Raw genomic sequence first — 18,180 nt, 5'->3', positions numbered from 1 at the left:
CCCGCGACTTACATCTGTAAGGTCGTCATTCATGGCGACCTTGTTCACCACACACTTCACAATGCGCATCCTGCGCCACCTTCATGCTGCGGAACTCCGCGCTCATCGCGTCGTACATCAATAAGCGTGCGCTAGCAGGTTGACCGAACGCCGTCAGCACTTTTAAGGTTTCCATCGCCTGCATTGCACCAACTACGCCAACCAGCGGCGCCATCACGCCGGCTTCTACGCAACTTAATACCTGATCGCCAAACAAACGGCTGATGCAACGATAACACGGCTCGCCGGGCTGCCAGGTAAATACGCTGAGCTGGCCTTCCATGCGAATCGCTGCGCCGGAAATCAGCGGCACCTTGTGCTGAAAACAGAGGCGGTTGATCTGCTCGCGGGTATCGACGTTATCGGTGCAATCCACCACCGCATCATGGCGCGCAATTAACGTGCTGAGCTGCGCGTCATCCAGCTGCGCATCAATCGGCTCCAGCTGGCAATGCGGATTAATTGCCGCCAACTGCTGCTGCGCCGAGGCGACTTTCGCTACGCCAATTTTCGCATCACTGTGCAGGATCTGGCGCTGGAGATTACTGAGGCTAACGCTGTCGAAATCGAGCAACGTGAGATGTCCCACACCCGCCGAGGCCAGATAGGGCGCCGCCGCACAGCCGAGTCCGCCGAGGCCGATCACCAACACCTGTGCCGCCTTTAGCTTCTCCTGGCCATCAAAATCAAAACCGCGCAGGACAATCTGACGGTTATAGCGCAGCATCTCTTCATCGCTCAACTCAACGCTCATTAGCCCTCCAGCAAGCTATTAAAGGCTTCGATCTCCACCCATTCGCCCGGTTCCACATCGCCGCGCTCGCGCTCCAGCACCACAAAGCAGTTAGCCAGCGCGAACGAGCTGAACACATGCGAACCTTGCGCACCGGTGCTGCGCACTTCCAGCACACCATCGTCACCGCGGCTGAGAATCGCACGCTGGAAGTCGAGACGACCCGGCGATTTCTTCAAACGCTGGGTGGCGCGCGCACGTTGGCGTAGCGGCATGATGCGCGTGGTTTGGCCGGTTAAGGTGGCCAGCAGCGGCTGGACCAATTGATAGAAGGTTACCGCCGCAGAAACCGGATTGCCCGGTAAACCGCAGAACCAGCTGTTGGCCAGGCGACCAAAAGCAAAGGGTTTGCCCGGTTTGATCGCCAGTTTCCAGAAGGTAATAGCGCCGAGCTCTTCCAGTATCGCACGGGTGAAATCGGCTTCGCCAACCGACACGCCGCCGGTGCTGATCACCACATCGGCCTGGCGATCGGCTTCGGTAAAGGCGGTACGCAGCGCCGCCTGATCGTCAGCAATCACACCGAGATCGATCACTTCGCAGCCCAGCTTGTTAAGCATTAACGCCACGGTAAAGCGGTTGGTATCGTAAATCTGACCTTCCGCCAGCGGCTGGCCGACCGCCTGCAGTTCATCGCCGGTGGAGAAGATTGCCACGCGCAGTTTGCGCAGCACGCTGACTTCAGCAATCCCCAGCGACGCCAGCAGCGGCAGTTCGGCCGCACCAAGGCGCACACCGGCGTCCAGCACCTGTTTGCCCGCCTGAATGTCTTCACCGATGCGACGAATATTTTGCGCAGCCTGCACCGGCGCGGTAATCACAATGCCGCCGTCGCGTTGCTCCGTTTGCTCCTGCATCACCACGGCGTCACAACCGGCGGGAATCGGCGCGCCGGTCATGATGCGGATCACGCTGCCCGCGGGCCACGCACCGTTAAACGGCGCACCGGCGAAGGCTTTACCGGCCACCGGGAACACGCGATCGGGTGCGATGTCGGCCAGACGCAGCGCGTAACCATCCATCGCCGAGTTATCAAACGAGGGGACATCGAGCGGCGAGTTGATCGGCCTGGCGGTGATACGTCCGGCGGCCTCAAACAGCGAGACGTTGATCGAATCGCTAATCGGCGTCAGCTGTTGCAGCATCTTTTGCTGCGCGTCTTCGAGGGAGATTAATCCTGCGGTAAAAGGTTCCATGTCCATCTCTGCCTGGTTAATTTCAGATGCGGTCTATTATGGGTAATGCGTGGCCGTTAAGCGAGAGTGCACTTTACTCAATCAATGCACATTCCGTAGCGGCGCAATTTATTGCGCGATAAATCGCGCCGCTACGGAATGTGCGAATGGTAAAATGGTTTTCCTGTTTTACAGGTGCGCATCCGCTAAGCACATCACAACCAAAAAAGCATAATCCACAATAAAAGGTTATGACCGCGCAGGCAGTTTCTGCTTTACAAGATGAGGGTGCCTTTCTATAGTCGAAAATTGCCAAAAAAAGATGAAAACCATTCTAAATCAGTGTTTTTGGTTCTGATTCCTTAACAGGGTACCGGTTATGGCTAAAGCAGTTATCGCAATTCACGGCGGTGCGGGCGCGATTACGCGTGCGGCAATGAGCGCCGAAAAAGAGCAGCACTATCGTCAGCAACTCACCGCAATCGTTACCGCAGGCCAGCAAATTCTTGCGGCGGGCGGCAGCGCGTTAGATGCCGTTACCGAAGCCGTACGCCTGCTGGAAGAGTGTCCGCTGTTTAACGCTGGCAAGGGCGCGGTGTTCACTCATCAGGGCACGCATGAACTCGATGCCAGCATTATGGATGGCCGCACGCTGGACGTCGGCGCGGTCGCGGGCGTCAGCCACATCCGCAATCCGATTCTGGCGGCGCGTAAGGTGCTGGAGAATAGCCCGCACGTACTGTTTATCGGTGCGGGCGCAGAAGCTTTCGCCGCTGAGCAAGGTTTAGCGCCGGTCGACGCCGATTTCTTCTCCACGCCAGAGCGCTGGGAGCAGCTGCAGCGCGCGCTGCACAGCCAGCAGATGGTGCTGGATCACGACGGCGAAGCAAACAGTCACAGCGACGATCCGCTGGACCCGGATCGCAAATTCGGCACCGTCGGTGCGGTCGCGCTCGATCTTCAGGGTAATCTGGCGGCCGCCACCTCAACCGGCGGCATGACCAACAAACAGGCCGGTCGTGTGGGCGATTCGCCTTTAGTCGGCGCAGGCTGCTACGCCAGCAACGACACCGTAGCGGTCTCCTGTACCGGTACCGGCGAAGTGTTTATCCGTACGCTCGCCGCTTACGACGTGGCGGCGCAGATGCATTACGCCGGACGCTCGCTGCAACAGGCCACCGCCAACGTCATTCATGACAAAGTGCAAGAGCTGGAAGGCAGCGGCGGGCTGATTGCCATTGACGCCGCAGGAAATGTGGCGCTGCCGTTTAACAGCGAAGGCATGTATCGCGGATTCGCCTATGTGAATGGCGATGTTGAGGTAGCGATTTACCGCGACAGCTAAGGAGCAGGCATGACGGACCAACAGCTGCAGTTTGCGCCGGAGCAGGTTCTGGCGGTGCGCGATCTTAACGTGCGCTTTGAGCATGAAGGGCGCATTACCGAAGCGGTACGCAACCTGTCGCTCGACCTGCATCGCGGTGAAACTCTGGCGCTGGTGGGCGAATCGGGCTCGGGCAAATCCGTCACCTCGCTGGCGCTGATGCGCTTGATTCAGCAGGCCGGCGGCGAAGTGAGCGGAGATATCCAGCTGCGGCGTCGCAATGGCGAGGTGCTGGATGTGATGCGCGCGTCGAACGGTCAGATGCGCAAAGTGCGCGGCGCCGATATGGCGATGATCTTTCAGGAGCCGATGACCTCGCTCAACCCGGTGTTTACCGTTGGCGAGCAGATTGCGGAATCCATCCGTCTGCATCAGGGAAAAAGTCACCAGCAGGCGCTGGCGGAAGCGCGGCGCATGCTCGATCTGGTGCGCATTCCCGAAGCGCAAAATGTGTTATCACGCTATCCGCATCAACTCTCAGGCGGCATGCGCCAGCGCGTGATGATTGCCATGGCGCTGTCGTGCAAACCGGCGCTGCTGATTGCTGACGAACCCACCACCGCACTCGACGTCACTATTCAGGCGCAAATTCTGCAGTTGATCCGCGTGCTGCAAAAAGAGATGCAGATGGGGGTGATTTTCATCACCCATGATATGGGCGTGGTGGCGGAGATGGCCGATCGCGTGCAGGTGATGTATCGCGGCGATGTGGTAGAGCGCGCGTCGGTGCAGCAGCTGTTTGCCGACCCGCAGCAGCCCTATACCCGCGCGTTGCTGGCGGCGGTGCCCAAACTGGGGGCGATGCATGGCCAGCCGCTACCGGCTAAATTTCCCTTATTGCATAGCAACGGACGTGAAGAACAGGCCGCGCCGCAGGACACGGTGCGTCACGATCGACCGCCGATTTTGCAGGTGCGCGATTTAGTCACGCGCTTTGATATTCGCGGCGGTTTACTCAATCGCGTTAAACGCCGCGTGCACGCGGTCGAGAAAGTCAGTTTCGATCTCCATGCCGGTGAAACGCTGGCGCTGGTGGGGGAATCCGGCTGCGGAAAATCCACTACCGGGCGTTCGCTGCTGCGGCTGGTAGCCAGCCAGGGCGGTACCATTACTTTTGACGGCCAACGCATCGATGCGCTGCAGGGCAATGCGCTGGCGTCGCTGCGTCGCGATATCCAGTTTATCTTCCAGGATCCTTACGCCTCGCTCGATCCGCGTTTGACCGTGGGTTTTTCGATCATGGAACCGCTGCTGGTGCACAAAACGCTGGATCGCCGTCAGGCGGAGAAGCGCGTTGCCTGGCTGCTGGAGCGCGTCGGCCTGCTACCGGAACATGCGCAGCGTTATCCGCACGAATTTTCCGGCGGCCAGCGCCAGCGCATCTGCATTGCGCGCGCGCTGGCGCTCAATCCCAAAGTGGTGATCGCCGATGAATCGGTGTCGGCGCTGGATGTGTCGATTCAGGCGCAAATCATCAACCTGATGCTCGATTTGCAGCGTGAATTTGGTATCGCTTTCTTATTTATCTCGCACGATATGGCGGTGGTGGAACGCATCAGCCATCGCGTGGCGGTGATGTATCTCGGACAAATTGTGGAGATGGGGCCGCGTCAGGCGGTATTTGAGCAGCCGCGCCATCCCTACACCAAAAAACTGATGGCCGCGGTGCCGGTGGCCGATCCGGCCCATCGGCATCGTGAGCGGGCGCTGATGGTGGATGAGATCCCCAGCCCGATTCGCCCGCTGGGCGATGAGCCAGAAGTGGCGCCTTTACTGGAAGTGGCACCGGGCCATTTTGTCGCCCGGCACGCAATTAGCGGCGCCTGAGCAGCAAACAACCGCACATCTTTGGATGTCGCGCATGACAGGGATTACAGGAGAACGATAACGATGCACCATATTATGCGAAAAGGGGTTATCACTGCCGGTTTGTTGAGTTCGGCGCTGGCGCTGCCCGCGTGGGCGGCGAAAGATGCGGTGATTGCGGTGGCCTCGACCTTTACCACGCTCGATCCGTATGACGCTAACGATACGCTGTCGCAGGCGGTGGCAAAGTCCTTCTATCAGGGCTTGTTCGGCTTCGATAAAGACATGAAGCTGACCAACGTGCTGGCGGAAAGTTATCAGGCGAGCAGCGACGGCCTGACCTACACCATTAAGCTGCGCGCTGGCGTGAAATTCCAGGATGGCACTGACTTCAATGCCGAAGCGGTGAAGGTGAACCTCGATCGTGCCAGCAATCCGGATAACCATCTCAAACGCTATAACCTGTTCAAATATATCGCCACCACCGAAGTGGTCGATCCGCGCACAGTGAAAATCACCCTGAAGCAGCCGTTCTCGGCCTTCATTAATAATCTCGCGCATCCGGCGGCGGTGATGATTTCCCCGACCGCGCTGAAGAAATATGGCAAAGATATCGGCTTCCATCCGGTAGGAACCGGCCCGTTTGCCTTTGATACCTGGAACCAGACCGACTTCGTGAAAGTGAAGAAGTGGGACGGCTACTGGAAAAAAGGCTATCCGAAGCTGGATAGCATTACCTGGCGTCCGGTGGTGGATAACAACACCCGCGCGGCGATGCTGCAAACTGGCGAAGCGAGCTTTGCTTTCCCGGTGCCGTTCGAGCAGGCCAAACTGCTGGAAGGCAACAGCAAGCTCGATGTGGTCACCACGCCGTCAATCATGCAGCGCTACATCAGCCTCAACGTGACGCAAAAGCCGTTTGATAATCCGAAAGTGCGTGAAGCGCTAGAGTACGCCATCAACCGTGAGGCACTGGCAAAAGTCGCCTTTGCCGGTTACGCCACGCCAGCCACCGGCATCGTGCCGCCGAGCATCGACTTTGCGCAGAGCTATCCGGCAATCAAATATGATCCCGGCAAAGCGCGCGAACTGCTGAAAGAAGCGGGCTTCCCGAACGGTTTCGAAACCACGTTGTGGTCTTCGCACAACCACAGCACCGCGCAGAAAGTGCTGCAGTTCACCCAGCAGCAGCTGGCACAGGTGGGCGTGAAGGTGAAAGTGACGGCGATGGATGCCGGTCAGCGTGCCGCTGAAGTAGAGAGCAAAGGGCAGAAAGAGAGCGGTGTGCGCATGTTCTACACCGGCTGGTCAGCCTCGACCGGTGAAGCTGATTGGGCGCTGACGCCGTTGTTCGCCACCACCTCATGGCCGCCAGCGATCTTCAACACCGCCTTCTACAGCAATCCGCAGGTGGATAAAGATCTCGCCGATGCGCTGAAAACCACCGATCGCGACCAGAAAGCTAAGTTGTACAAAGACGCGCAGGATCGCATCTGGAACGACCATCCGTGGATCCCGCTGGTGGTGGAACAACTGCTGTCAGCCAACAATAAAAACCTCAGCGGTTTTTATGTCATGCCCGATACCTCATTCAATTTTGATGAGGCCGATCTGAAGTAACAGACGCGGCCAGCCTTAACGGGCTGGCCGATGCTGCGCAGGACTTCGCATGCTCAACTATTTTCTCAAACGATTACTGGGACTGATTCCCACGCTGCTGATTGTGGCGGTGCTGGTGTTCCTGTTCGTCCATTTGCTGCCGGGCGATCCGGCGCGCCTGATTGCCGGCCCGGAAGCGGATGCCTCGGTGGTGGCGCTGGTGCGTCAGGATCTCGGCCTCGATCAGCCGCTGATCAAGCAGTTCTGGCACTTTATGATTAATGCGGTGCAGGGCGATTTCGGCCATTCGCTGGTCTCGAAACGTCCGGTGATTGACGAAATTGCCGCGCGCTTTTTCCCGACGCTGTGGCTGACACTCAGCAGCATGGTGTGGGCGGTGATTTTCGGTATGGCGATTGGCATCACCTCGGCGGTGTGGCGCAATCGCTGGCCGGATCGCATCGGCATGACGCTGGCGGTGTCGGGCATCTCGTTCCCGGCGTTTGCGCTCGGCATGCTGCTGATGCAGGTCTTTTCCGTCGAGCTCGGCTGGTTGCCGACCGTTGGCGCGGATAGCTGGAAACACTACATTTTGCCATCGATCACCTTGGGTGCAGCGGTGGCGGCGGTGATGGCGCGTTTCACCCGCGCGTCTTTCGTGGAGGTGATGCAGGAAGATTACATGCGCACCGCGCGCGCCAAAGGGGTGCGCGAATCGTTGGTGGTGGTGAAACACGGTCTGCGTAACGCGATGATCCCGGTGGTCACCATGATGGGATTGCAGTTTGGTTTCCTGCTCGGTGGCTCGATTGTGGTGGAAGTGGTGTTCAACTGGCCAGGCTTAGGCCGCTTGCTGGTGGATTCGGTGGAGATGCGCGATTACCCGGTGATTCAGGCCGAAGTGCTGCTGTTCTCGCTGGAATTCATCCTGATTAACCTGATTGTCGATGTGCTGTACGCGGCAATCAATCCGGCAATTCGCTACAAGTAAGGAGTTGCAATTGAAGAACTGGCGACGAGCCGCGGCATTGAAAACCCTGCCGACTATCACGGAAAACCGGGTACGCACGCCGTGGCGCGAATTCTGGCGGCGCTTTCGCCGTCAGCATGTGGCGCTGCTGGCCGGACTGTTTGTACTGCTGCTGATTGTGGTGGCGTTTATCGCGCCGCTGATTGCGCCATTTGATGCGGAAAACTATTTCGATTACGACCGGCTAAACGAAGGGCCATCGCTGATGCACTGGTTTGGCGTTGACTCGCTGGGGCGCGATATCTTCAGCCGTGTGCTGGTGGGCACGCGCATCTCGCTGATTGCCGGTTTCTTCTCGGTGGCGATTGGCGCGCTGATCGGCACCGTTTTAGGTCTGCTGGCGGGCTATTACGAAGGCTGGTGGGATCGCATCACCATGCGTATCTGCGATGTGCTGTTCGCGTTCCCCGGCATTCTGCTGGCGATTGCGGTGGTGGCGATCATGGGCAGCGGCATGAGCAACGTGATTGTCGCGGTGGCGATCTTTAGCATTCCAGCGTTTGCCCGTTTGGTGCGTGGCAATACGCTGGTGCTGAAACATCAAACCTATATTGAGTCGGCACGCAGTATTGGTGCGTCGGACTGGACCATTATTATGCGTCACATCCTGCCCGGCACGGTGTCGTCGATTGTGGTCTATTTCACCATGCGTATCGGTACCTCGATTATCACGGCGGCGAGTTTGTCCTTTCTCGGCCTCGGCGCGCAGCCGCCCACGCCGGAGTGGGGCGCGATGCTCAATGAAGCGCGCGCCGATATGGTAATTGCGCCGCATGTCGCCATCTTCCCGAGCCTGGCGATTTTCCTCACCGTGCTGGCGTTTAACCTGCTGGGTGATGGTTTGCGTGATGCGCTGGATCCGAAATTGAAGACCTGATGGTGGGTCCGGTCGCCATTTATGGCGACCTCTTCAATAAACGCACCACTCCGGTTTTAGAACGTTTCCCAATTGTCATTACTGTGCGCGGCGGCAGGCTGCGCGCGGGTTGGTGTTATCACCGGTTTCACCACTTTCGCCACCGTTGCAGTCGCCTGGCGCGTGCCAGTTTTGAAGCGGGCCACCGCAGAAGAGAGGCTGCTGGCCTGCTGCTCCAGCGACGCTGAGGCGTTAGCCGATTCCTGCACCAGCGTGGCGTTCTGCTGCGTGACGCGATCCATCTCGTTCACCGCCTGACCAATCTGGTCGATGCCGCGGCTCTGCTCATCGGACGCTGAAGCAATCTCGCCCATGATATCGGTGACGCGGGTAACAGCGCTGACGATTTCCTGCATGGTTTCACCGGCGCTGCTCACCTGCTGCGAACCGGTGTTGACACGCTGCACGGAATTCTCAATCAGCAGTTTGATCTCTTTCGCCGCCTGAGCGCTGCGCTGTGCCAGATTGCGCACTTCACCCGCTACCACGGCAAAACCACGGCCCTGTTCACCGGCGCGCGCCGCTTCTACCGCCGCGTTGAGCGCGAGGATGTTGGTCTGGAAGGCGATGCCATCAATCACGCTGGTGATATCGGCGATTTTCTTCGAGCTGTCGGCGATATCGCGCATGGTTTTCACCACACCATCCACCACGTTGCCGCCTTTATCGGCGGTTTCCGAGGCGGTTTTCGCCAGCTGCGTGGCCTGACGCGCGTTATCGGCGTTCTGTTTCACCGTGGCGGTCAGCTGTTCCATGCTGGCGGCGGTCTCTTCCAGCGATGCCGCTTGCTGCTCGGTGCGTGAAGAGAGATCGTTATTGCCGCTGGCAATCTCGCTGGCGCTGCCAAAAATCGCATCCGCGCTATCACGCACATTGTTAATGGTGCTGAGCAGCGACTGCTGCATATGGTTGAGGCTGGCGGCAATCGATGCCATTTCACTGCGGCCTTCCACCTGCAAACGGGCGGAGAGATCGCCGTCGGCGAAGCGCTCCATCTGCTGCTGCACCTGCTTCATCGGTGCCAGCAGGATGCGACGCACCAGAATCCACACCGCAACCAGCAACAGCACCACAACTATCGCCATCACGGCGACCAACACCAGCATGTGCTGATAGTTATTATCATATTCCGCGTTGCGCTCGGCCAGCAGCTGCACGTTGTGCTCGCGCCATTGCTTGTACGCGACTTCCAGATCGTCCTGCGCCTGCTGGGCGTCAAGGTTGCCATAGGCGGCGTAATCATTGGCTTTCAGGAACGCTGCCGACTGTTTCAGTAATTCTGCGAAGGCAGCAAATTTAGCGTCGACTACACTGGCTGAATCAGCGCTTTGTCCGGCAATGCGCGGCATGCTCTGGTAGAGGTCATAATGTTGCTTTGCTTCATCCAGTGACGCACCCGCGCTGATCAGCAGTTTGTTGATGGCGGCGACGGACGCTTCATCCGTTTGTTTTTTCAGGATACGAATGGCGACGCGGTTAATGATTACGCGCGTTTTCACCAGCGTTTGCCAACCGTCTGCCAGCTCACGCTGCTGATGTGACAGCTGATTACTGGTGGTGAAATTATGCTGTCCGGTAATCAGTGATGATAAAAACAGCGAGCCGGAAATCGCCTGCATCGCGGTGAAAACCACCAATATCATCATGATGGCTGTCACAATTTTCATTCGTTTAAACATAGGTGCGTCTCTGAGGAAGTAGGCTGATATCCAGGTTATCGGTATAAAAGCAAATCGCTTAAGTGCCAGCAGGAAATAATTACGTCACGGGACGATGAGAGGCGGGAAAAACAGATGAAAGCGTTTAACTACGAGCAGGATTTCAAGCACATCAATTTTCGCCAGCAGCCTGAGCTGTATCAGGTGGGGCGCGGCGAGCAGGGCGTGCTGATGGTCGAGCCCTATAAAAGTGAGATTCTGCCGCACTGGCGTTTTCGCACCGTCGAGCTGGCAAAAGAATCTTCACAGCAGATTATGCAGCTGTTTGAGGCATATCGCGCGCAGGACGATTTTGTCGGTATGGACATGGCGCGCAAATATATTCAGATGGGTTATACGCGTGCACGCCGCTACAGTAATCATCAGGGCGGGCGTAAATATGACGAGGCGGGCAACGAACTGCCGCGTACCACAGAAAAAGAGAAGGCCGCTGCGGCGGCCGTTTTCAAAGCGTGCTGGGATAAACTGCGCGCGGATACTGACTATCTGGCGCGCAAGCGTGCGCACCAGCAGAAGTATGGTTAAACGCGCGTGCCCCACAGATCGTATTCATCGGCGTGTTCCACTTTAACGCGGACCACGTCGCCGACTTTCACCTGACGATCGCCGTTCAGATAAACCGCGCCATCGATTTCCGGGGCGTCAGCCATGCTGCGTCCCACCGCGCCTTCTTCGTCCACTTCATCAATCAGCACCAGCACTTCGCGGCCGATTTTCTCCTGCAGCCGTTCGCTGGAGATCTTCTGCTGCAGCTGCATGAAGCGATCAAAACGATCCTGCTTCACGTCGTCCGGTACCTGATCCGGCAGCTGGTTAGCAGTTGCGCCATCTACCGGGCTGTACTGGAAGCAGCCAACGCGATCGAGGCGCGCTTCCTGCAGGAAGTCGAGCAGCATCTGGAAATCTTCTTCGGTTTCACCGGGGAAACCGACGATAAAGGTTGAACGCAGCGTCAGCTCCGGACAGATTTCACGCCAGCGCTTAATGCGCTCCAGCGTACGCTCTACCGCGCCGGGACGCTTCATCAGCTTGAGGATGCGCGGGCTGGCGTGCTGCAGCGGAATATCGAGGTACGGCAGAATCTTGCCTTCGGCCATCAGCGGGATCACATCATCCACATGCGGATAAGGATAAACGTAGTGCAGACGCACCCACACGCCGAGTTTGGCTAACTGCTCGCACAGGCTCACCATGCTGGTTTTCACCGGCGATCCGTTCCAGAAACCGGTGCGATGTTTAACATCCACGCCGTAAGCGGAGGTGTCTTGTGAGATTACCAGCAGCTCTTTCACGCCCGCTTCGACCAGACGTTTAGCTTCGTCGAGCACCGAACCGATTGGGCGGCTATCAAGATCGCCACGCATTGATGGAATGATGCAGAAGGTGCAGCGATGGTTGCAGCCTTCGGAAATTTTCAGGTAGGCGTAATGGCGCGGCGTCAGTTTGACACCTTGCTCTGGCACTAAACTCAGGAACGGATTGTGTTCTGGTTTCGGCACATAAGTGTGCACATGCGACAGCACCTGCTCGTAGCTGTGCGGGCCAGTGATCTCCAGCACCTTCGGATGCACTTCGCGGATCTGATCCACTTTGGCACCGAGGCAACCGGTGACGATCACTTTGCCGTTTTCATTCAGCGCTTCACCAATCGCTTCCAGAGATTCCTGTACGGCGCTGTCAATAAATCCACAGGTGTTAACGATGACGATCTCCGCATCATCGTAGCGTGGCACCACGTCATAGCCTTCAGTACGCAGCTCCGTCAGGATGCGTTCAGAGTCGACGAGGTTTTTCGGACAGCCGAGGGAGACGAACCCCACGCGCGGTGGATTTTTGACATGGCTCATAAGGATAAAAATTCATCATAATTAGTGTGGATAGGGGGGCGATTGTACAGAGGTTGCCGGGGAAAATGTATAGGCTGTGTAAGAATCTCCTTATGGGGTAACTAATGCATGATGATTGTGCTTAACTCTGTTGGCGGTGCGGCTCACTCGCTGGCGCAATGGCCCTCTGTGGCGATCCGAGTTGTGTAAGCTGGCGCCTTTTGCTTAAATGTTGGGTCGGTGAAGGTAAGTTGTTATCTTCGCTGAAAATTTCAAATCGCACTGATAGTGAATCCTCACTGCCAGGGCAGAAGTGGATAATGTGAGAGCAGACATATGCAAGAGATCGTCAAAGGTTTTCTGAATTTTCAACAGAATGTGTTCCCTGAAAGGAAGGATCTTTTCAAAAGTTTGGCATCCAACCAAAATCCTAAAGCCCTGTTTATCTCCTGCTCAGACAGCCGTCTGGTGCCAGAGCTGGTGACGCAGTCGGAGCCGGGTCAGCTGTTCGTGATCCGAAACGCCGGTAATATCGTGCCACCGTTTGGTCCAGAGCCGGGCGGCGTGTCCGCCACCATTGAGTACGCGGTTGTCGCTTTGGGCGTGACCGAAATTATTATTTGTGGTCACTCTAACTGCGGTGCCATGAACGCCATTGCTTCCAATGCCGATCTCGAAACCATGCCCGCGGTCGATCACTGGTTGCACTACGCCAACGCGGCGAAAGCGGTGGTGGAAGAGCGTAACTACGATTCCGTTGAGAAGCGTCTCAACGAAATGGTGAAAGAGAACGTGATTGCGCAGCTGAACAATATCAAAACACACCCTTCCGTAGCGGTAGCGCTGCGTAAAGGCAAAATTCGCCTGCATGGATGGGTTTATGATATTGAGAGTGGCGGAATCATTGCCCTGACCAAAGGCGGTGAATCCTTTATTTCGCTGTCGGAAAACCCGGAAACCTGCTTCGAGTAATTCCGCCTAACCACCTGCTTGCAGGTGGTTATCCTCGCATTTCGTTAATATTTCCCGCCACGTTTTTGACGACCTCCTACACTTGAGAAGCAATTACCTCTGATAAGGGCTTTCTCATGCGATTTCCCCTTTATGCTTCTGTTTTAACGCTGGCAATACTGGCGGCGGGCTGTACCTCTCATGTGACTAATCAACAACAATATTCAGGATTTCTCGGCGATTACAGTGAGTTGAAGGCCACCGAGTCGCCCAGCGGTAAACCGACCTTGCGCTGGATTTCACCCGATTACCATGATGCTGATTATAAAGGCGTGGTGTATACGCCAGTGGTCTATTATCCGGCGGCGCACCCCACGGCACGTATCGATCAGCAAACATTGGATGCGATCCGCAGCTATACCGATACGCAACTCAAGCACGCGATTTCCCAGCGTAAACCGCTGGTGACGCAAAAAGGCCCTCACACGCTGGTAGTTAAAACCGCTATCACCGCCGTTTCTGCCGAAAATGAAGGCGTGCAGTTCTATGAAGTGGTGCCAATTGCCGCTGTTGTTGCCAGCACCATGGCAGCGACTGGACATCGCACGCAAAACAGCGCGCTGTTCCTCGAAATGGAAGCGCTGGATGCGCAAACTGGCAAGCCGCTGATCAAGGTGGTGCGCAAGGCATTTGGTAAAAATCTGCCGAACAACAGTGCGCCAATCACACTCAACGATCTGCGTCCGGGCATCGACGAGATGGTACGCGATGCGCTGACCTTCCCCGCACAGTAAATTCTCGCCCGGCGGCGTGCCGGGCTTAATTTTTTGTAAATCCTGCACATCCTTTGTCACGCGCTGACTACGCTTTACGGCAGACTGCGATAAAGGAGAATGCCATGCGTTTACTGCCCGCCGCGCTGCTGTTTGGCGCTTTAAGCACGTCCTTACCGTTATTCGCTGCCGATGTGCAGGTTCAGGTGCTTCAGGACAAGCTCGACCATCCGTGGTCCGTGGCTTTTCTACCCGATAATCAAACGCTGTTAATCACTGAACGATCCGGCCAGCTGCGCAGTTGGCAGCCGGGTAAAGGCTTGTCGCCACCGATCGGCGGGGTGCCGAAGGTGTGGGCGAATCGTCAGGGTGGCTTGCTGGATGTGGTGCTGGCACCGGACTTCGCCGAAAGCCGCCGCGTGTGGCTCAGCTACACCACCGCCGATGCCAGCGGTCGGGCTGGTGGCGTGGTGGGTTATGGTCGCCTGAGCGATGACAACCGTCAGCTGAGTGACTTTAAAGTGGTGCTGGAGCAAACGCCGAAGCTGTCGGGCGGCGCCAATATCGGCACGCGACTGGCGTTTGATCGCCAGGGCTTTCTCTATATCGCCTTCGGTGACAACTTCGCCAGCAGCAGCGCGCAACAGCTGGATAAGCTCTCCGGTAAAATCGTACGTCTGACCAAAGACGGTGAAATCCCGCCGGACAATCCGTTTGTTGATCGTCAAGGCGCGCGCGCGGAAATCTGGTCCTACGGCATGCGCAATCCGCAAGGGCTGGCGCTCAATCCGTGGACGCAGCAAATATGGGAAAGCGAACACGGCCCGCGCGGGGGTGATGAGGTCAACATCCCCGAGAAGGGCAAAAATTACGGCTGGCCGCTGGCGACGCACGGCATTGATTACAGCGGGCAGAAAGTGCCGGAAGCAAAGGGCAGTGAAGTGGAAGGCACTGAGCAACCGCTGCATTTCTGGAAAGTCTCGCCGGCCATCAGCGGCATGGCGTTCTACAACAGCGCGCGTTTCCCGCAGTGGAAAAATTCCCTGTTTATTGGTGCGCTGAAAGAGAAGAGTTTGATTCGCTTGCAGGTCAACGGCGAGAAAGTGGTGGAGGAGCAGAGATTGCTGGAAAATCGTGGTGAGCGTATTCGAGATGTGCGTCAAGGCCCGGATGGTTATCTGTACGTGCTAACCGATGAATCCAACGGCAAGCTGCTGAAAGTGGGGCTGCCAGACACAGCCACCGCCCCACGCGGTTAAATTAGCGAGCCCAGTTACACACTTCCCATCCGCGCTGTTGTGCTTCCTGCAGCAGCAGCGGATTGGGATTGACCACCCACGCATGATCGGCATGTGCCAGCAGCGGTAAATCATTCATCGAATCGCTGTAAGCCCAGGTGCGTTCAAAGCGTTGATCTTGCTGTAAGGCTTTCCAGTCACTGAGGCGTGTCACTTTACCTTCGCGATAGGTCATGGTGCCGTAGGTTTGTCCGCTGTAGCGTTCATCCACCACTTCCACGCCAATCGCCAGCGCGCCGTGTACACCAAGGCGTTCGGCGATGGGCACCGCAAGATGATCGCCGCTGGCGGTGATGATCATTACCGTGTCGCCGCGCTGCTGGTGCCACGCAATACGCTCGCGGGCGGCAGGGAACACGCGCGGCATGATGTCGCGATGGATAAAGCGGCGTACCCAGCCTTCAACGGTCATCGTAGCCATGCCGGCGAGTGGCGCCAGCGTGGTGTTCATATACTCTTCAATGGATAACGTACCGGTGTGATATTGCTCCATCAGGATTTTCTCCTGCTGGATGATCTCTTCGGGGGCAAAGCCCTGTGAAACCAACCAGCGCAGCCAGAGGCTGGTGCTGTCTTCACAAATCAGGGTTTCGTCCAAATCGAAAATGGCTAAGTCCATCGCGGCTCTCCTCAGGCTGACTGAGTTCAGGTTAGCGGAAATTTGTGACTGGCTTAACCGTTCTGCGAAAAATCGGAATTACACGCAAAATTTTTCAATAGTCAGATGGGCAAAAGTGGCGGCGCTGCGCGGTTGGTGCCAGGGTTAGTCTAATAAACTCTATAAAACTTTACGATTGAGCGGTTTTTTTCGCTGGCCTGAACCGTTAGCGTGGGGCAAGACATGTCTTGCCTGCAAGAAAACCGAGATTTAACAAGGACAATCTGGTCACGCTCATGAGAAAAAACACCTTCGCTTCTGTCTGGCGGCCGTTGGCTGCGTCTTCACTTCTTTTACTCTTTATCCCCGCAGCCACCCTGGCTGAACAGGCACCTGCGGCACCGCAAATTGACGCCAAAGCCTGGATTTTAATGGATTACAACAGCGGCAAAGTGTTGGCGGAATCCAATGCCGATCAACGCCTCGATCCCGCCAGTTTGACCAAAATGATGACCAGCTATGTGGTCGGCCAGGCGCTGAAATCGGGCAAGATTCACAACGATGACATGGTTACCATCGGCCAGGATGCGTGGGCAACCGGCAATCCCAAGCTGCGCGGCTCATCGCTGATGTTCCTTAAGCCCGGCGATCGCATTCCGGTCTCTGAGCTGAATAAAGGTGTGGTGATTCAATCCGGCAACGATGCCTGTATCGCGCTGGCTGATTATGTCGCGGGCAGCCAGGATTCATTTATCGGGTTGATGAACAACTACGTCAAAGCCTTTGGCCTGCAAAACACCCACTTTATGACGGTACACGGCCTGGACGCCGAAGGGCAGTACAGCACCGCGCGTGATATGGCGATTATCGGCCAGCGCCTGATTAGCGATGTGCCGGAAGAGTATGCGATCAACAGCGAAAAAGAGTTCACTTTCAATAAGATTAAGCAGATGAACCGCAACCGTCTGCTGTGGAGCACCAATCTCAAGGTGGATGGCATTAAAACCGGTCACACCTCCGGCGCGGGTAACAATCTGGTGGCGTCGGCAACCGAAGGCGATATGCGGCTGATTTCCGTGGTGCTCGGTGCGGCGACCGATGCCACGCGTTTCCGCGAAAGTGAGAAGTTGCTGACGTGGGGCTTCCGCTTCTATGAAACCGTGACGCCGATTAAGGCCGATAAACCGTTTGCGCAGCAGCGCGTTTGGTTTGGCGATCGCAGCCAGGTCAATCTTGGCGTCGCAAAAGACGCCGCGATCACCGTGCCAAAAGGGCAGATGAAAAACCTCAAGGCCAGCTTTACCCTAAATTCACCGCAGCTGGAAGCGCCGCTGGAGAAGAATCAGGTGGTGGGCACTATCGATTTCCAGCTGGATGGCAAAACCATTGAGCAACGTCCGCTGGTGACGATGGAAGCTGTGCCGGAAGGTGGCTTTGTTGGTCGCATTTGGGATTTCATCATGATGAAATTCCACGGCTGGTTCGGGAAGTGGTTTAGTTGAGACAAAAACGGTGCGCTTGATGCGCACCGTTTTTTACAGGCTCGTCATTAATGGCGACCCCATCGCTTACTCACGAATCCACCCTTTCTTAATCGGCATGGCGAACAGCGCGCGATACACCTGATGCGTAAACGCCAGCATGCGTTCGCCATACAGCTGCCACGCCATGTGCGACGCCAGACAACCCAGCAAGCCAACCAGGAATCCGCCCAGCATATCCAGCGGCCAGTGCACGCCAAGATAGACGCGTGACCAGGCGATGGCGCTGCCTATCACCAGCAACACCACACCTGACCAAAGGCGATGCCAGAAGATAAATGCCAGCGCAAAGGTGAAAATGGTGGTGCCGTGATCGCTCGGATAGGAATCATCAGGTCGGTGTGACAGTAACTGATGGCCAAAACCAATAGCGAACGGACGCGGATGCGGCAGCAGCTGGCCGACGCACCATGAAATGCTCAGCGCGTACAGCAGCGCCATGCCGGTTTTTAGCACCAGCTCGCGTTGAGACTGCACCTGATCGCGCGGTCCCCACAGCCACAGTGCCACAATCAGCAGCGGTACGATGGCGATCACATCTTTGGCGATAAAGGTCGCCAGAGTGATCAGCCACTGCGGTGAATCCTCTGTGGCGTTGATCCATAAAAAGAGCGTGTGGTTCAATGCTTCCATCACGATTCCTTGTCCTCGTCTTGTTTACCCGAAAAACAGCAGAGCAAAATTGTCTGCAAAATAAAGCTGATAGCCTAGAAGCGTCCGAACCAGGAATAAA

Annotated in this window: 16 protein-coding genes; 10 read left to right on the top strand and 6 right to left on the bottom strand. The window is 56.7% G+C overall.

The genetic code is table 11. The features are described 5' to 3' along the window. Nucleotides 1-25: 25 nt before the first annotated feature. The gene (gene moeB, locus PZBJ_RS02375) at nt 26-793 is read right to left on the bottom strand and encodes a molybdopterin-synthase adenylyltransferase MoeB (protein ID WP_101761006.1); all 768 of its coding nucleotides are present in this window, start codon (nt 791-793) and stop codon (nt 26-28) included. After that, a complete protein-coding gene (gene moeA / locus PZBJ_RS02370) occupies nt 793-2,028 on the bottom strand; it encodes a molybdopterin molybdotransferase MoeA (protein WP_276308730.1) in 1,236 nt (411 codons plus the stop codon). The genes moeB and moeA overlap by 1 nt, the downstream gene beginning before the upstream one ends. A 358-nt stretch (nt 2,029-2,386) precedes the next feature. On the opposite strand from moeA, the gene PZBJ_RS02365 reads away from it, so the two are divergent. The 5 genes from PZBJ_RS02365 (at nt 2,387) to gsiD (ending at nt 8,703) form a co-directional block, all read left to right on the top strand. Then, entirely contained in the window at nt 2,387-3,352 is a 966-nt protein-coding gene (locus tag PZBJ_RS02365) for an isoaspartyl peptidase/L-asparaginase family protein (protein ID WP_101761004.1), read from the top strand. A gap of 9 nt (nt 3,353-3,361) precedes the next feature. Next, on the top strand, nt 3,362-5,218 hold the full coding sequence (gene gsiA / locus PZBJ_RS02360; protein WP_101761003.1) for a glutathione ABC transporter ATP-binding protein GsiA: 1,857 nt from the start codon (nt 3,362-3,364) through the stop codon (nt 5,216-5,218). A gap of 63 nt (nt 5,219-5,281) precedes the next feature. Then, nucleotides 5,282-6,817, top strand: coding sequence for a glutathione ABC transporter substrate-binding protein GsiB (gsiB, locus tag PZBJ_RS02355; RefSeq protein ID WP_101761002.1), 1,536 nt, complete (start codon nt 5,282-5,284; stop codon nt 6,815-6,817). Between the two features lie 49 nt (nt 6,818-6,866). After that, on the top strand, nt 6,867-7,787 hold the full coding sequence (gsiC, locus tag PZBJ_RS02350) for a glutathione ABC transporter permease GsiC (RefSeq protein ID WP_061717203.1): 921 nt from the start codon (nt 6,867-6,869) through the stop codon (nt 7,785-7,787). Between the two features lie 10 nt (nt 7,788-7,797). Further along, complete coding sequence (gsiD, locus tag PZBJ_RS02345) at nt 7,798-8,703, top strand: glutathione ABC transporter permease GsiD (protein ID WP_101761001.1); 906 nt, start codon at nt 7,798-7,800, stop codon at nt 8,701-8,703. A 56-nt stretch (nt 8,704-8,759) separates the two neighbouring features. On the opposite strand, the gene PZBJ_RS02340 is transcribed toward gsiD, so the two are convergent. Further along, nucleotides 8,760-10,421 (bottom strand): methyl-accepting chemotaxis protein, encoded by a 1,662-nt coding sequence (locus tag PZBJ_RS02340; protein WP_101761000.1) that lies wholly within the window; start codon nt 10,419-10,421, stop codon nt 8,760-8,762. Between the two features lie 114 nt (nt 10,422-10,535). Between PZBJ_RS02340 and PZBJ_RS02335 the strand changes: the two genes are divergently transcribed. Next, nucleotides 10,536-10,985 carry a DUF4385 domain-containing protein gene (locus tag PZBJ_RS02335; protein WP_101760999.1) on the top strand — a complete coding sequence of 150 codons (450 nt, stop codon included), beginning with the start codon at nt 10,536-10,538 and terminating at the stop codon, nt 10,983-10,985. Here the strand turns inward: PZBJ_RS02335 and rimO are convergent. Then, entirely contained in the window at nt 10,982-12,307 is a 1,326-nt protein-coding gene (gene rimO / locus PZBJ_RS02330) for a 30S ribosomal protein S12 methylthiotransferase RimO (RefSeq protein WP_101760998.1), read from the bottom strand. The genes PZBJ_RS02335 and rimO overlap by 4 nt on opposite strands. A 315-nt stretch (nt 12,308-12,622) precedes the next feature. On the opposite strand from rimO, the gene PZBJ_RS02325 reads away from it, so the two are divergent. From PZBJ_RS02325 to PZBJ_RS02315, 3 genes are all read left to right on the top strand, one after another. Continuing rightward, on the top strand, nt 12,623-13,258 hold the full coding sequence (locus PZBJ_RS02325) for a carbonic anhydrase (protein WP_101760997.1): 636 nt from the start codon (nt 12,623-12,625) through the stop codon (nt 13,256-13,258). Nucleotides 13,259-13,374: 116 nt separating this feature from the next. Further along, on the top strand, nt 13,375-14,031 hold the full coding sequence (locus PZBJ_RS02320; protein ID WP_101760996.1) for a DUF3313 domain-containing protein: 657 nt from the start codon (nt 13,375-13,377) through the stop codon (nt 14,029-14,031). Nucleotides 14,032-14,135: 104 nt separating this feature from the next. Further along, nucleotides 14,136-15,269 carry a PQQ-dependent sugar dehydrogenase gene (locus PZBJ_RS02315; protein ID WP_101760995.1) on the top strand — a complete coding sequence of 378 codons (1,134 nt, stop codon included), beginning with the start codon at nt 14,136-14,138 and terminating at the stop codon, nt 15,267-15,269. A 1-nt stretch (nt 15,270) separates the two neighbouring features. Here the strand turns inward: PZBJ_RS02315 and PZBJ_RS02310 are convergent, their stop codons facing one another. Next, a complete protein-coding gene (locus PZBJ_RS02310) occupies nt 15,271-15,927 on the bottom strand; it encodes an HAD family hydrolase (RefSeq protein ID WP_101760994.1) in 657 nt (218 codons plus the stop codon). A gap of 275 nt (nt 15,928-16,202) precedes the next feature. On the opposite strand from PZBJ_RS02310, the gene PZBJ_RS02305 reads away from it, so the two are divergent. Next, nucleotides 16,203-17,408 (top strand): serine hydrolase, encoded by a 1,206-nt coding sequence (locus PZBJ_RS02305; protein WP_101760993.1) that lies wholly within the window; start codon nt 16,203-16,205, stop codon nt 17,406-17,408. 66 nt (nt 17,409-17,474) lie between these two features. Here the strand turns inward: PZBJ_RS02305 and ybjG are convergent, their stop codons facing one another. Beyond that, entirely contained in the window at nt 17,475-18,080 is a 606-nt protein-coding gene (ybjG, locus tag PZBJ_RS02300) for an undecaprenyl-diphosphate phosphatase (RefSeq protein WP_101760992.1), read from the bottom strand. Between the last annotated feature and the right edge of the window lie 100 nt (nt 18,081-18,180).

The organism is Pantoea endophytica (assembly GCF_002858935.1).
GTDB lineage: Bacteria > Pseudomonadota > Gammaproteobacteria > Enterobacterales > Enterobacteriaceae > Pantoea > Pantoea leporis.
Note: the sequence above shows the minus strand (reverse complement) of the source record. Positions and strands in the feature narration are given on the sequence as shown.